The 15,076-nt window shown below is 60.3% G+C and carries 13 protein-coding genes; all 13 read left to right on the top strand.

The genetic code is table 11. The annotated features are described in order from the left end of the window. Positions 1–33 precede the first annotated feature (33 nt). The gene (locus ACOYA6_RS09840) at positions 34–552 is read left to right on the top strand and encodes a Csu type fimbrial protein (RefSeq protein WP_039030852.1); all 519 of its coding nucleotides are present in this window, start codon (positions 34–36) and stop codon (positions 550–552) included. A gap of 14 nt (positions 553–566) precedes the next feature. Then, entirely contained in the window at positions 567–1,325 is a 759-nt protein-coding gene (locus ACOYA6_RS09835; RefSeq protein WP_039030851.1) for a fimbrial biogenesis chaperone, read from the top strand. Beyond that, positions 1,301–3,685 carry a fimbria/pilus outer membrane usher protein gene (locus ACOYA6_RS09830; protein ID WP_422654611.1) on the top strand — a complete coding sequence of 795 codons (2,385 nt, stop codon included), beginning with the start codon at positions 1,301–1,303 and terminating at the stop codon, positions 3,683–3,685. The genes ACOYA6_RS09835 and ACOYA6_RS09830 overlap by 25 nt, the downstream gene beginning before the upstream one ends. After that, positions 3,682–4,647 carry a Csu type fimbrial protein gene (locus ACOYA6_RS09825; RefSeq protein ID WP_039030849.1) on the top strand — a complete coding sequence of 322 codons (966 nt, stop codon included), beginning with the start codon at positions 3,682–3,684 and terminating at the stop codon, positions 4,645–4,647. The genes ACOYA6_RS09830 and ACOYA6_RS09825 overlap by 4 nt, the downstream gene beginning before the upstream one ends. Positions 4,648–4,730: 83 nt before the next feature. After that, the gene (tar, locus tag ACOYA6_RS09820) at positions 4,731–6,386 is read left to right on the top strand and encodes a methyl-accepting chemotaxis protein II (RefSeq protein ID WP_422654610.1); all 1,656 of its coding nucleotides are present in this window, start codon (positions 4,731–4,733) and stop codon (positions 6,384–6,386) included. 44 nt (positions 6,387–6,430) lie between these two features. After that, a complete protein-coding gene (gene tap / locus ACOYA6_RS09815) occupies positions 6,431–8,032 on the top strand; it encodes a methyl-accepting chemotaxis protein IV (RefSeq protein WP_422654609.1) in 1,602 nt (533 codons plus the stop codon). Positions 8,033–8,051: 19 nt separating this feature from the next. Then, positions 8,052–8,918 carry a protein-glutamate O-methyltransferase CheR gene (gene cheR / locus ACOYA6_RS09810; protein ID WP_039030846.1) on the top strand — a complete coding sequence of 289 codons (867 nt, stop codon included), beginning with the start codon at positions 8,052–8,054 and terminating at the stop codon, positions 8,916–8,918. Beyond that, a complete protein-coding gene (locus ACOYA6_RS09805) occupies positions 8,915–9,964 on the top strand; it encodes a protein-glutamate methylesterase/protein-glutamine glutaminase (RefSeq protein ID WP_039030845.1) in 1,050 nt (349 codons plus the stop codon). The genes cheR and ACOYA6_RS09805 overlap by 4 nt, the downstream gene beginning before the upstream one ends. A gap of 16 nt (positions 9,965–9,980) precedes the next feature. Next, a complete protein-coding gene (gene cheY, locus ACOYA6_RS09800; protein ID WP_039030844.1) occupies positions 9,981–10,370 on the top strand; it encodes a chemotaxis response regulator CheY in 390 nt (129 codons plus the stop codon). 10 nt (positions 10,371–10,380) lie between these two features. Then, complete coding sequence (cheZ, locus tag ACOYA6_RS09795) at positions 10,381–11,025, top strand: protein phosphatase CheZ (RefSeq protein WP_039030843.1); 645 nt, start codon at positions 10,381–10,383, stop codon at positions 11,023–11,025. 274 nt (positions 11,026–11,299) lie between these two features. Continuing rightward, the gene (gene flhB, locus ACOYA6_RS09790) at positions 11,300–12,448 is read left to right on the top strand and encodes a flagellar biosynthesis protein FlhB (protein ID WP_039030923.1); all 1,149 of its coding nucleotides are present in this window, start codon (positions 11,300–11,302) and stop codon (positions 12,446–12,448) included. Continuing rightward, on the top strand, positions 12,441–14,519 hold the full coding sequence (gene flhA, locus ACOYA6_RS09785) for a flagellar biosynthesis protein FlhA (RefSeq protein WP_422654608.1): 2,079 nt from the start codon (positions 12,441–12,443) through the stop codon (positions 14,517–14,519). Before flhB ends, flhA begins: the two co-directional genes overlap by 8 nt. Continuing rightward, the gene (gene flhE / locus ACOYA6_RS09780; RefSeq protein ID WP_039030841.1) at positions 14,519–14,911 is read left to right on the top strand and encodes a flagellar protein FlhE; all 393 of its coding nucleotides are present in this window, start codon (positions 14,519–14,521) and stop codon (positions 14,909–14,911) included. The genes flhA and flhE overlap by 1 nt, the downstream gene beginning before the upstream one ends. Positions 14,912–15,076 lie beyond the last annotated feature (165 nt).

The following is a 15,076-nucleotide window of genomic DNA, read 5'->3' as shown; positions in this document are numbered from 1 at the left end:
TTAACGAGCGTGAACTGAATAACGCTCCGCTATATGGGAGAGGGCAACGTGCGCGCTTTTTTTATCCTGAGCATGATGCTGCTTGCAGCGGGAAACGGCCATGCGGTGACGACGCAATCCTTTCAGGTGAGCGCCACTATCACCCCCGGCTGTTCAGTCGCAGCAGGCAGCGGTGGCCTGCTGGGCACCCTCGATTTTGGTACCCATAGCGGGGTGGAGCGGGGGCAGGTCAACACCAGCTTTGTGCCGAACGGATCGCTGACCATCGCCTGTACCCCCGGGGTCGCGCTGAGCATGAGCATTGACGGCGGGCAGCACTACACCTCGGTGCGCAACATGCAGCGGGCCGGGGCGACAAACCAGGTGCCGTATCGCCTGTACAGCAGCAGTTCACTGGCGGCCAACAGTGAGATCGGCGTGAATCAGGCGGTGTCTGTGGCCTACACCAACAGCAACAACATTGCGCTACCGCTTTTTGGTGTGGCGCTTCTGACCGGCTTCAGCCCGGCCGGAAATTATTCCGATCAACTCACCGTGACCTTGTCATGGTGATAGGGAGAAGGACGATGAAGGCAATTCCAGGATACCGCACGCTGTGCCTGCTGATGGCGCTGGGTGCCACACTCAACACCGCCCACGGGGCGGCAACCATTCTGCTGTGGCCTATCGACCCGTGGCTCTCCGCCGATACCAAAGCGACGGAGCTGTGGGTGCAGAACCAGGGCAACAGCGCCACCACCATGCAGGTGAGGATCGTGCGCTGGCGGCAGGAAAACGGTCTTGAACGCTATACCGCCCAGCAGGAGGTGGTCGCCAGCCCGCCGATCGTGACCATCGCGAAGGGCAGCAAACAGTTAATCCGTCTTATCAAACAGAGCAACGTTCCGGCCGGGGTGGAGCAGGCCTACCGCATCATCGTGGACGAGATCCCCCAGCCGCAGGATAACCAGACCCCGCAGATGGGGCTGAAGCTGCAGATGCGCTACTCCATTCCGCTGTTTGTCTACGGCCAGGGCATAGCCACCATAAAGGACGGGGCACACCACGCCCTGGTCGAGACGCGGGATCTGAACTGGCGGGTGGTCCGCGACGACGGCAAACCGGCCCTGCAGGTACGCAATCAGGGCAATGTGCATGTCCGGCTGAGCCAGGTCACGCTACAACAAGGGAGCCAGAAGCGCACGCTTGCCGACGGCCTGCTGGGGTATGTGCTCCCGGGCAGCACGCGCAGCTGGCCGCTGCCGTCAGGGATCGACCAGCCGGGCCAGATGCGGGCGCAGATTAATGCCAGGGATACCGAATGGCAGTCGGCCCCCGTCAACTGAAGCCGTCGATGCTTATCCTGCTCTGCGTCAGTTCAGCAAGCTGGGCCGATCCTGGTGACGACATGTTGCCTCCGCCGCCTGTGCCGCAGTCGGTGAATGACGAGGCGGTCTTCCAGCTGGCGCTGATCCTCAACCACTACGACACCGGGCTGGTGGTGCCCGTTACCCGGCGTCAGGATGAGTATCTGGTCTCCAGCGCCGATTTGCGCCGCGCCGGACTGCCCCCCGAGCACGTCCCGCCGGGGGAGGTGAACGTCAGCCGTCTTGAGGGGGTGCGCACCGAGTACGACAGCACCGGGCAACGGCTGCTGCTCAGCGTGCCCCGGGAGTGGATCGGCGCGCGCGTTACCCCCTTCAGCGGCCAGATGGCCCGCAGCACGCCCCACTTCGGCAAAGGGGCGCTGCTTAACTACGACTTCTACACTAACCACACCGAACACAGCGGCGGCCAGGCCTCCCTGTGGCATGAGTTTCGCTATTTTGACAACCGGGGATCGTTATCCTCCACCGGTTACGTACGGGAAAATCTCTCCGGCGACAGCGGGCAGCAGGAGGGGTATGTCCGCTACGACACCACCCTGATGTTCACCGACGAAGAGGATGCCACGACCTGGACCGCCGGGGATGTGATCAGCGACGCCCTGAGCTGGAGCAGCAGCGTACGCATGGGCGGGATCAGCTACGGGCGGGACTTCTCCCTGCGCCCGGATCTGGTCACCTGGCCGCTGCCGGAGTTTTCCGGCGAAGCGGCGGTGCCGACCTCGGTGGATCTGTTCGTCAACGGCTATCGGGCGGGCTCCACCCGCCTGCAGCCGGGGCCGTTCACCCTCACCAATCTGCCTTACATCAACGGTGCCGGGGATGCAGTGCTGGTCACCACCGATGCGCTGGGTCGCCAGGTGAGCACCACGCTGCCGTTCTACGTCACCAGCGATCTGCTGCGCCAGGGGCTCAGCGACGGGGCCGTAACCCTGGGCAGCCTGCGGCGTAATTACGGCATTAAAAATTTTGACTACGGCCCGGCGGCGGGCAGCGGCTCCTATCGCTACGGCCTGACCGACTGGCTGACCCTGGAAGGCCACGCCGAAGGGGCAGAGGAGCTGGCCCTCGGCGGAGCCGGAACCATCGTTAAGCTCGGGCGCTTCGGGGTGGTGAACAGCGCCTGGACCCAGAGCAAAATGCGCGGCGATACCGGGGGGCAGATCAACTGGGGCTACCAGTACAGCACCAACGCCTTCAGCATTGCCACCCAGCACAGCCGCCGGGATCGCGGCTTCGGCAACCTGGCGCTTTACGATCAGCCCACCGTCTACGATGAACACGACCAGCCCATCGCCAGCCTGAGCCGTAATACCGATCAGTATTCGCTCACCCTGAATATGGGCGATTACGGCAATATCGGGGCGGCCTGGATCGGGGTGCAGAGTTTTGACGACCAGAAAACCGAGCTGCTGAACCTCTCCTGGAGCCGGAACCTGTGGGGCAGCAGCAGTATTTATCTCGCCGCCAGCCGGGATCAGCAGCAGGGCGACTGGACCGTAGCCCTGTCGCTGCAGATCCCCCTTGGCGAGCGCGACAGCGCCGCCGTCACCTTTGAAAACACGCCAGATGCCGGCAGCACCCAGCGCCTCAACTACAACCACTCGATGCCCACCGACGGCGGTTTTAGCTGGAATATGGCGTGGGCGCGCCAGTCGCAGGCCAGCAACTATCAGCAGGCGACGCTGGGGTGGCGTAACAACAATATTGAGCTGCAGGGCGGTGGCTACGGCGAGCGCGACATGATGACATGGTGGGGCGAGGCGATGGGCTCGCTGGTGCTGATGGACGGGGAACTCTTTGCCGCCAATAAAATCAACGACGCCTTTGTGGTGGTCAGCACTGATGGGCAGCCGGACGTGCCGGTCAGCTATGAAAACCAGCCGGTGGGCAAAACCAACCGCAACGGCTATCTGCTGATCAGCGGCGTATCGGCCTACTACCCGGCGAGCTACAGCATCAACACCCTCAACTTACCCGCCGACACCCGCCTGAAAGAGACCGAACGGCGCATCGCCCTGCGGCGCAACAGCGGCTATCTGGTCGACTTCCCGATGGAGCAGGAGCGGGTCGCCAGCGTGATCCTCCACGATGGTGCAGGGGAGGCGATCCCCCTGGGCAGCCAGGTGCGGCGTCAGGGGAGGGAGCCGGTGGTGGTGGGCTACGATGGGCTCGCCTGGCTGGAAGATCTGGCGGATGTAAACGCCCTGGAAGTCACTACCCCGGAAGGGAAACGCTGCCACGTGACCCTGACGCTGACCGCCAATCCGGAGCATAAGCTGCAAACCTATGGACCGCTGACCTGCCGGGTGGAACCATGAAACGCCTGCTGCTGGTGCTGCTCCTGCTGATGTTCTCTGCCGCCAGCTGGGGGGCGTGCCGGGTCAGCACCGTCAACGCCAGCTTTGGCAGCGTGACGTCTTTTGCCCTCAGCGGCAGTAATGAAGTGGCCACCACCGGCACGCTGGTAGTGAACTGCGACCGGGTGCTCAATTTGCTGACCAGTGATTCGGTGACCCTGAACTTCACCGGGGCCACCATCTCGGCCAATAACCGGGCGACGATGAAGCGCACCGATAACGCCGCCATTACCGACGTGATCCCCACCCGGCTGTGCGGCCTGGCCGGGTGTGCTACCAGCAGCGAAGTGCAGATTGGCAAGGCCTACACCTGGAGCGGCTCGACGCTGTTAAACCTGCTCGGTTCAGCGCAGTACAATATTCCGCTCTATTTCCGCACCGTCGCCGGACAAAACGTCAGCGCCGGGCCCTATCAGGTGACCCTCAACTTCAGCGTCAGCTATAACGTCTGCTCCGTTGGCGTGCTGGGGCTCTGTACCACCCCGCAAACCGGTACCGCCCTGACCAGCCTCACCCTCAATATGACCGTCACTAACGACTGCAGCGCGATGACCACCCCGAACGTCAACTTCAACAGCGCGCCGCTGGTGCAGAACTTTCCCACCGTCTCGCAGGCGATCTCCGTCACCTGCACCAAGGGCAGCGTCTACACCATCGGGATCAATAACGGCGCCAACGCCAGTAACAACGTGCGCCGGATGGCCAGCGGCAACAACCGCATGAGCTATGAGATCTACAAAGAAGCCACCGCCAACCGCTGGGGCAGCAGCGGCAGCGAACGCTGGTCCAGCGGTGCCTCCTCTCAGGTCAGCGCCGACGGCCTGTTACGCAGCTATAACTACACCGCCCGTGTCCTCCCCAACCAGACAACCCCTCCCGCTGGCAACTACAGCGATACCCTCGTGGTCGACGTCGCGTTCTGACCCGCGCTTTTCCCTTTCGCAAATGTAAAGTTCCTGTCAGTTGTGCCGATAACACCGAGAACAAATCTATGAGAAGGTGTTGTATGTTGAACCGTATGCGCGTTGTCACCATGCTGATGTTAGTGCTGGCTGTGTTCGCTTTGCTGCAGCTCGTTTCCGGCAGTCTGTTTTTCTCTTCTATTAAGGCCAACCAGGACAGTTTTGCGGTCTCTAACGAGTTCCGGGTTCAACAAAGTGAAATCACCTCTACCTGGGATTACCTGCTACAAACGCGCATCAACCTGAGCCGCGCCTCCGCGCGCATGGTTTCAGACCCTTCGCATCAGCAAACGGAGCTGATGAACAGCGCCCGCACGACGCTTGCGGAAGCGGACAAACACTTCAAAGCTTATAGCGCCATCGCGCCACAGCCTTCGATGGAGCAGGTGAGCCAGACCATCAATGACAAATACCGGGACTATGCCGCGGCGCTGACGGAGCTGATCCAGTTCCTTGATAGCGGCAATATGGACGCCTACTTCGCCCAGGCAACGCAGTCAAAACAGAACGCGCTGGGTACCGCCCTGCGTGAATACGTCGCCGCGTCCGACGCGCGTAACCAGGAGGCGTTCAATGCCAGCGTGAAGGATTACACCTTCGCCAAATGGCAAATGGGGATCCTTGCTCTGGCGCTGGCCATCGTGCTGGTGGGCGTCTGGTACGGCATTCGTCATACCCTGCTGAACCCGTTAAACCGCGTCATCGACCATATCCGTCACATTGCCAGCGGCGATCTGACCCATACCCTGACCATCGCCGGGCGCAGCGAAATCACCCAGCTGGCGGTCAGCGTTGACCATATGCAGCGCTCGCTCAGCGAGACGGTGGCCAACGTGCGCCAGGGATCCGATGCCATCTATACCGGCACCAGCGAAATCGCCATGGGCAACAACGATCTCTCCTCCCGCACCGAGCAGCAGGCGTCGGCGCTGGAAGAGACCGCGGCCAGCATGGAGCAGTTAACCGCTACCGTGAAGCAGAATGCGGACAACGCCCGTCAGGCGTCACAGCTGGCGAACAGTGCCTCGGAAACCGCCCAGCGCGGCGGCAAGGTGGTGGACGGCGTGGTGAAAACCATGCATGACATCGCCGGCAGCTCGAAGAAGATCGCCGACATCATCAGCGTCATCGACGGCATCGCCTTCCAGACCAATATCCTGGCGCTGAACGCGGCGGTGGAAGCGGCGCGCGCCGGTGAACAGGGCCGTGGCTTTGCGGTGGTGGCCGGTGAAGTGCGTAACCTCGCCAGCCGCAGCGCCAACGCGGCGAAAGAGATTAAAGCCCTGATTGAAGACTCTGTCGCACGCGTCGACACCGGCTCGGTGCTGGTGGAGAGCGCGGGCGAGACCATGAATGACATCGTGAATGCCGTTACCCGCGTAACGGACATCATGGGTGAAATCGCCTCTGCGTCGGATGAGCAGAGTCGGGGTATCGACCAGGTCGCCCTGGCGGTATCGGAAATGGATCGCGTCACACAACAAAACGCCTCGCTGGTTCAGGAGTCCGCCGCTGCTGCGGCACAGCTGGAAGAGCAGGCGAGCCGTCTGAAGATGGCCGTCTCGGCGTTTCGTCTTACCTCTGAACCAACAAAAACGGTTTCCTCGCGCGTCAGCCAGCAACCGGCCGCGCCGGTTAATGCACCGGCTTACGCACGCGCAGTGGCAACCGGAAAAGATGAGAACTGGGAAACATTTTGATCGTACGTTAAATCGCGGCTGCTGGCCGCTAAATGGGAGCGTGGATGTTAAATCGTATTCGTATCTCGACCACCCTGTTTTTGATTTTGATTCTGTGCGGGGTGTTGCAGGTTGGCAGTAATGGCTTGTCGTTCTGGGCTTTTCGCGATGGTTATCAGAATTTGCAGGAGATGGAGAGCAGCAATCAACAGCGCGCGCTGCTTACCCAAAGCCGGGCAGTATTGCTGCAGGCCAGTACGGCACTGAATAAAGCGGGCACCTTAACCGCGCTGAGCTATCCGCCCGATGACATCAAGGGGCTGATGACCACCGCGCGCAGCAGCCTGAAGCAGGCGGGCGAGCTCTATAAGACGTTTAACCAACAGGCGGCGATAAGTGCTAAAGACGCCGAGCTGAAAAAAGCCATGCAGGGCGCCTTCAGCCAGTGGTATGGCGATCTGGAGCACCAGGCCACCTGGCTTGAGAACAACCAGCTGTCCGATTTTCTGACCGCGCCGGTGCAGGAGTCGCAGGCGGCGTTTGACGCCAGCACTGACGCCTGGCAGCAGGAGATGAACGGCTTTGTGCAGATGGCGAGCAACGACAGCCGCAACAGCTACCACATGTCCGGGGTGATTTTCGCCACCATGATTGTGCTGGCGGCGTTACTCACCAGCGCCGCGCTGATCTGGTCGCGCAAGATGATTGTCCAGCCGCTGGCGATCATCAGCAGCCATTTCGACAGCATTGCGAAAGGCGATCTGGCGCGGCCGGTGGCGGTGTACGGCAAAAACGAAATTTCGGCCATTTTCGCCAGCCTGAAAACGATGCAGGGCTCGTTGCGTGAGACGGTATCCGAGGTGCGTCAGGGCAGCTACGCCATGCACACCGGGATCTCCGAAATTGCTGAAGGCAATAACGATCTCTCTTCGCGCACCGAGCAGCAGGCGGCGTCCCTGGCGCAAACGGCGGCCAGCATGGAGCAGTTGACCGCCACCGTCGGCCAGAACGCCGACAACGCCCGTCAGGCGTCCGGCCTGGCGAAGAGCGCGGCGCAGACGGCGAAGAAGGGGGGCGAACAGGCTTCCCGGGTGGCGAACACCATGAATGAGATCGCCACCAGTTCGCAAAAGATTGGCGACATTATTAGCGTTATCGACGGCATTGCGTTCCAGACCAACATCCTGGCGCTGAACGCCGCCGTCGAAGCCGCCCGTGCGGGCGAACAGGGGCGTGGCTTTGCGGTGGTAGCCGGTGAGGTACGTAACCTGGCGAGCCGCAGCGCCAATGCAGCAAAAGAGATTAAGGTGCTGATTGAAGAGTCGGTGTCGCGCGTCCAGCAGGGCTCTGAACTGGTGGATACCGCGGCGAAAACCATGACCGAGATCGTCAGTTCGGTCACCCAGGTGAACGACATCATGGGCGAAATCGCCTCAGCATCCGATGAACAGCGCCGCGGCATTGAGCAGGTGGCGCTGGCGGTAAGCCAGATGGATCAGGTGACCCAGCAGAACGCCGCGCTGGTAGAAGAGGCCGCGGCGGCCACCGACCAGTTAGCCGGCCAGGCGGATCATCTCACCTCGCTGGTGGCTGTTTTTAATGTGAATGAACGTGTTGAAGCAGTAACAGAAGTCGGACGGTCGCAGACCGTGCCAGTCGGATCCTGAAAGTGATTAAGAAGGCGCTATGACATCACCACTGCCCTCAGGGCAATCGTCATTATTGTTACAGATGACACAGCGCCTTGCGCTGTCCGATGCGCATTTCCGTCGGATATGTCAGTTAATCTACCAGCGTGCGGGGATTGTGCTTGCCGATCACAAGCGGGACATGGTCTACAACCGTCTTGTGCGTCGCCTGCGAACGCTCGAGCTGGATGATTTTGGCCGCTATCTGGGGATGCTGGAAGCCAACCCGAACAGCGCGGAGTGGCAGGCGTTTATCAACTCCCTGACCACCAACCTGACCGCCTTTTTCCGCGAAGCGCATCACTTCCCGGTGCTGGCGGAGCATGCGCGCCGCCGCAGCGGTGAGTATCGCGTCTGGAGCGCGGCGGCGTCGACCGGGGAGGAGCCTTACTCGCTCGCCATCACCCTGGCCGACACCCTGGGCACCGCGCCGGGCCGCTGGAAGGTGATCGCCAGCGATATCGATACCGAAGTGCTGCAAAAAGCGCAGAGCGGGATCTACCGCCAGGAAGAGCTGAAGACGCTGTCACCCCAGCAGCTTCAGCGCTACTTCATGCGCGGTACCGGTCCGCACGAAGGGCTGGTGCGGGTGCGCAGTGAGCTGGCGAATGCGGTGGAGTTCTCCATGCTCAACCTGCTGGAGAAGCAGTACAACGTGGCGGGGCCGTTTGACGCCATTTTCTGTCGTAACGTGATGATTTATTTTGACAAAACGACGCAGCAGGAGATCCTGCGCCGCTTTGTTCCGTTGCTCAAACCTGACGGTTTACTGTTTGCCGGGCACTCGGAGAACTTCAGCAATCTTGTGCGCGAGTTTAGCCTGCGTGGCCAGACGGTATATGCGCTGAGTAAGGATAAAGCATGAGTAAAATCAGGGTCTTGTCAGTTGATGATTCGGCGTTAATGCGCCAGATCATGACCGAGATTATCAACAGCCACAGCGACATGGAAATGGTGGCGACGGCCCCCGATCCGCTGGTAGCCCGGGATTTAATCAAAAAATATAACCCCGACGTGCTGACGCTGGATGTCGAAATGCCGCGCATGGACGGCATCGATTTCCTGGAGAAGTTAATGCGTCTGCGCCCGATGCCGGTGGTAATGGTCTCTTCGCTGACCGGCAAAGGGTCCGAAATCACCCTGCGGGCGCTGGAGCTGGGGGCGGTGGATTTTGTCACCAAACCGCAGCTCGGCATTCGTGAGGGGATGCTGGCGTACAGCGAGATGATCGCGGAGAAGATCCGTACCGCGGCCCGCGCCCGGGTTGCCACGCACAAGCCGCTGGCAACGCCGACCACGCTGAAAGCCGGCCCGCTGCTGAGCTCGGAAAAATTGCTGGTTATCGGTGCCTCTACCGGGGGAACAGAGGCAATTCGCCATGTACTCCAGCCATTGCCGCTCTCAAGCCCCGGTATTCTGATTACTCAGCATATGCCGCCAGGCTTTACCCGTTCGTTCGCGGAACGTCTGAACAAGCTGTGCCAGATCAGCGTGAAAGAGGCGGAAGATGGCGAGCGCGTTCTGCCGGGGCATGCCTATATCGCCCCGGGCGACAAGCATATGGAGCTGACGCGCAGCGGCGCAAACTATCAAATCAAAATTCATGACGGGCCGCCGGTTAACCGGCACCGTCCGTCGGTGGATGTGCTGTTTCATTCGGTGGCGAAACACGCGGGGCGCAACGCCGTTGGGGTGATCCTGACGGGGATGGGCAACGACGGAGCCGCCGGAATGCTGGCGATGCACCAGGCTGGCGCCTGGACCATCGCCCAGAATGAAGCAAGTTGTGTGGTGTTCGGCATGCCGCGCGAGGCCATCAATATGGGTGGCGTCAGCGAAGTGGTCGATCTTAGTCAGGTTAGTCAGCAAATGCTGGCGAAAATCAGTGCCGGACAGGCAATACGTATTTAACGAGGAGTGTAGTTTTATGGCGGACAAAGAGCTCAAGTTTTTGGTTGTGGATGACTTTTCCACCATGCGTCGCATTGTGCGCAACCTGCTGAAAGAGCTGGGTTTTAACAACGTTGAAGAAGCAGAAGACGGCGTTGATGCGCTGAACAAACTGAACGCCGGCGGCTTTGGTTTTGTCATTTCCGACTGGAACATGCCGAACATGGACGGTCTGGAACTGCTCAAAACCATTCGTGCAAATGGCGCCATGGCCTCTCTGCCTGTGCTGATGGTGACCGCCGAAGCGAAGAAAGAGAACATCATTGCTGCGGCACAGGCTGGCGCAAGCGGGTATGTGGTGAAGCCATTCACCGCTGCAACTTTGGAAGAAAAACTCGGTAAGATCTTCGAGAAACTCGGCATGTGAGGTACGGGAGATGATGCAGCCTTCGATTAAACCTACGGATGAGCATTCACCCGGCGACATAATTGCCCGGATCGGCAGCCTGACGCGTATGTTGCGCGACAGCCTGCGTGAACTGGGACTGGATCAGGCGATTGCAGAGGCGGCGGAAGCAATTCCTGATGCCCGTGACCGTCTTGATTATGTTGTACAGATGACTGCCCAGGCGGCAGAGCGTGCGCTGAACAGTGTTGAAGCGTCACAGCCGCATCAGGACGAGATGGAAAAGGGCGCAAAAGCGCTGACCAAACGCTGGGACGACTGGTTCGAAAACCCAATCGAACTGTCCGACGCCCGCGAACTGGTCACCGATACTCGTCAGTATTTGGGTGCCGTACCGGGTCATACCAGCTTCACCAATGCGCAGCTGCTGGAGATCATGATGGCGCAGGATTTCCAGGACCTTACCGGTCAGGTGATCAAGCGCATGATGGACGTGATCCAGGAGATTGAGCGCCAGCTGTTGATGGTGCTGCTGGAGAACATGCCGGAGCCTTCCGCGCGTCCGCAACGCGAAAACGAAAGCCTGCTGAATGGCCCACAGCTCGACACCACCAAAGCCGGTGTCGTGGCAAGCCAGGACCAGGTGGACGACCTGCTGGACAGCTTAGGCTTCTGATAACCTGCGCTATGCTGGAATTGCCGGGTGGCGCTGCGCTTACCCGGCCTACAAAATCTGCAATATCATAATATTGCGCGGTTCTTGTAGGCCTGTGCAAGCGAAGCGCCGCCAGGCAAAAACGCCACCTGTAAAGGTGGCGTTTTGTTCCCCTCATTTTCCCTGTCACGACCGAATAGCCTAAATCAGCCCTTTTATCGCCCCTAATTAACCCATTGGTCACGCGCGGCTTTGGCATCATATCGTCCAGACCTCTACCTGCGAGATGCTTGCCGTGGCAGAAGACAGCGACGACAAAACAGAAGCCCCCACACCCCACCGACTTGAAAAAGCGCGTGAGGACGGGCAAATACCCCGATCCCGAGAACTCACCTCGCTGCTGATTTTATTAGTTGGCGTGTGCATTATCTGGATAGGCGGGGAGTCCCTTGCCCGCAGGCTGGCCGGTATGCTCTCGGCCGGGTTGCGCTTCGATCACAGCATGGTCAACGACCCTAACCTGATCCTCAGCCAGATTATCCTGCTGATCAAAGGCGCGATGGTCGCGCTGCTGCCGCTCATTACCGGCGTGGTGCTGGTGGCTATCGTGTCGCCGGTAATGCTGGGCGGGCTGGTGTTTAGCGGTAAATCGCTGCAGTTTAAATTTTCTAAACTGAACCCGCTGCCCGGTATCGCGAAGATGTTCTCGGCCCAGACCGCTGCCGAACTGCTGAAAGCGTTGATGAAAGCGACGCTGATGGGCAGCGTGGCGGGATTTTTTATCTGGCACAACTGGCCGGAGATGATGCGCCTGATCAGCGAATCACCGTTCACCGCCATGCGCAACGCGCTCAATCTGGTGGGGCTCTGTTCGCTGCTGGTGGTGCTCTCCATTATCCCGATGGTCGGCTTTGACGTTTTCTTCCAGATTTACAGCCACATTAAAAAACTGCGCATGTCCCGCCAGGACATTCGTGACGAACATAAGCAGATGGAAGGCGACCCGCACGTTAAAGGGCGTATTCGCCAGATGCAGCGCGCCGCCGCACGTCGCCGGATGATGGAAGATGTGCCGAAAGCGGATGTGATTGTCACCAACCCGACCCACTACTCCGTTGCGCTGCAGTATGACGAAGACAAAATGAGCGCGCCAAAAGTGGTGGCGAAAGGGGCAGGGCTTATCGCGCTGCGCATCCGTGAAATTGGTAATGAAAATCGTATTCCGATGCTGGAAGCTCCGCCGCTGGCGCGTGCGCTCTACCGGCATGCAGAAATTGGACAACAAATCCCGGGCCAGCTGTACGCCGCGGTAGCGGAAGTACTGGCGTGGGTATGGCAGTTGAAACGCTGGCGTCTGGCGGGCGGTCAACGGCCTGTGAAACCTGAGAATCTCCCGGTGCCTGCCGCGCTGGATTTTATGAACGAGAAGGACTCTGATGGCTAATCTGGTGGCAATGTTGCGCTTGCCGAGCAACCTGAAATCGACCCAATGGCAGATTATGGCCGGGCCGATCCTCATCCTGCTAATTCTGTCGATGATGGTATTGCCGCTGCCGGCATTCATCCTCGACCTGCTTTTCACCTTCAACATTGCGCTCTCCATTATGGTGCTGCTGGTGGCAATGTTCACCCAGCGCACGCTGGAGTTTGCTGCCTTCCCGACGATCCTGCTGTTCACCACGCTGCTGCGTCTGGCGCTGAACGTGGCCTCCACCCGTATCATTCTGATGGAGGGCCATACCGGCGGCGCTGCGGCAGGTAAGGTGGTTGAGGCCTTTGGCCACTTCCTGGTGGGCGGCAACTTCGCCATCGGGATCGTGGTGTTCATCATCCTCGTGATCATCAACTTTATGGTTATCACCAAAGGTGCGGGGCGTATCGCAGAAGTTGGCGCGCGTTTCGTGCTGGACGGGATGCCGGGTAAACAGATGGCGATTGACGCCGATCTGAACGCCGGTCTGATTGGCGAAGATGAAGCGAAAAAACGCCGTGCCGAAGTGACCCAGGAAGCAGACTTCTACGGCTCGATGGACGGTGCGAGTAAGTTTGTTCGCGGCGACGCCATCGCCGGGATCCTGATCATGGTGATCAACGTGGTGGGCGGCCTGCTGGTCGGCGTGCTGCAGCACGGGATGGACATGGGCCACGCGGCAGAGAGCTACACCCTGCTGACCATCGGTGACGGCCTGGTCGCCCAGATCCCGGCGCTGGTGATCTCCACCGCAGCCGGTGTGATCGTGACCCGCGTCGCCACCGATCAGGACGTCGGCGAGCAGATGGTGACTCAGCTGTTCGCCAACCCGAACGTGCTGATGCTGTCGGCGGGGGTTCTCGGTCTGCTGGGCCTGGTGCCGGGCATGCCGAACTTCGTCTTTCTGCTGTTTACCGCCGCGCTGCTGGGGCTGGCCTGGTGGATACGTGGCCGCGAAACCAAACCGAAGAGCGAGCCTGCACCGGTTAAAATGCCGGAAAACACCCAGGCGGTGGAAGCCACCTGGAATGACGTTCAGCTGGAAGACTCCCTGGGCATGGAAGTGGGCTATCGCCTGATCCCGATGGTTGATTTCCAGCAGGACGGCGAACTGCTGGGGCGTATCCGCAGTATCCGTAAAAAATTCGCCCAGGACATGGGCTTCCTGCCGCCGGTGGTGCATATCCGCGACAATATGGATCTGCCTCCTGCGCGCTACCGTATCCTGATGAAAGGGGTTGAGATCGGCAGCGGTGACGCCTATCCGGGGCGCTGGCTGGCGATTAACCCGGGCACCGCGGCGGGGACGCTGCCGGGTGAACAGACCATTGACCCGGCCTTTGGCCTGGCGGCGATCTGGATTGAAAGCGCCCTGAAAGAGCAGGCGCAAATCCAGGGCTATACCGTGGTGGAAGCCAGTACCGTCGTGGCAACGCACCTTAACCACCTGATTGGCCAGTTCTCGGCAGAGCTGTTTGGCCGCCAGGAGGCGCAGCAGCTTCTCGATCGCGTGACCCAGGAGATGCCGAAGCTGACCGAAGATCTGGTTCCGGGCGTCCTGACCCTGACCACGCTGCACAAGGTCCTGCAGAACCTGCTCGACGAGAAAGTGCCGATCCGCGATATGCGTACCATTCTGGAGACCCTGGCCGAACATGCGCCGCTGCAAAACGATCCGCACGAACTGACGGCGGTGGTGCGCGTGGCCCTGGGTCGGGCCATCACCCAGCAGTGGTTCCCGGGCACCGGCGAAGTGCAGGTTATTGGCCTCGACACGCCGCTTGAACGTCTGCTCCTGCAGGCGCTGCAGGGCGGCGGCGGTCTGGAGCCGGGGCTGGCGGATCGTCTGCTGGCGCAAACCCAGGAGGCGTTACAGCGCCAGGAGATGCTCGGCGCACCGCCGGTGCTGCTGGTCAATCACGCCCTGCGTCCGCTGCTCTCGCGCTTCCTGCGCCGCAGCCTGACGCAGCTGGTGGTGCTGTCGAATATGGAGCTGTCGGACAATCGCCACATCCGCATGACCGCCAGCATTGGAGGCCAGTGATGCGTAAATTACTCTGGTTACTGGCCCTGCCAATGATGGCCCAGGCCGCAGGGGAGGGGGCATGGCAGGACAGCAGTATCGGCCTGACCCTCACCAACCGTGGCGTGGCGGCGTCGTCACGCCCGCTGTCGGCGAAGCAGCCGGTGTCTGGCCTGATGACCCTGGTGGCCTGGCGCTATGAGCTTAATGGCCCGATCCCCGCCGGGCTTAGGGTGCGGCTCTGCTCCCAGGCTCGCTGCACCGAACTGGACGGGGCCAGCGGCACGACAAATGCCTTTAATAACGTGCCCGCCGTAGAGCCGCTGCGCTTTATCTGGGAAGTCCCCGGCGGCGGTCGCCTGATCCCCGCTCTGAAGGTCCAGCGCAACGAAGTGATTGTGAATTACCGCTAAACGCCCGCTTTTTCGCCAGTTATCAGGCCATTCTGATGACTGGCTCTCATTTTTGACCCCGCCTTTTGAAGCAAGAGAAACGCTGTTTTATAAAAGAGTGACGCGCGTAGTAAATCTCTTTGCATTTTTGCCAGTTGCCCCGTCGTGATGGCAGAAACAGAAAGG

Origin of the sequence: Leclercia barmai, from assembly GCF_049312895.1 — a bacterium.
Lineage (GTDB): Bacteria > Pseudomonadota > Gammaproteobacteria > Enterobacterales > Enterobacteriaceae > Enterobacter > Enterobacter barmai.
Note: the sequence above shows the minus strand (reverse complement) of the source record. Positions and strands in the feature narration are given on the sequence as shown.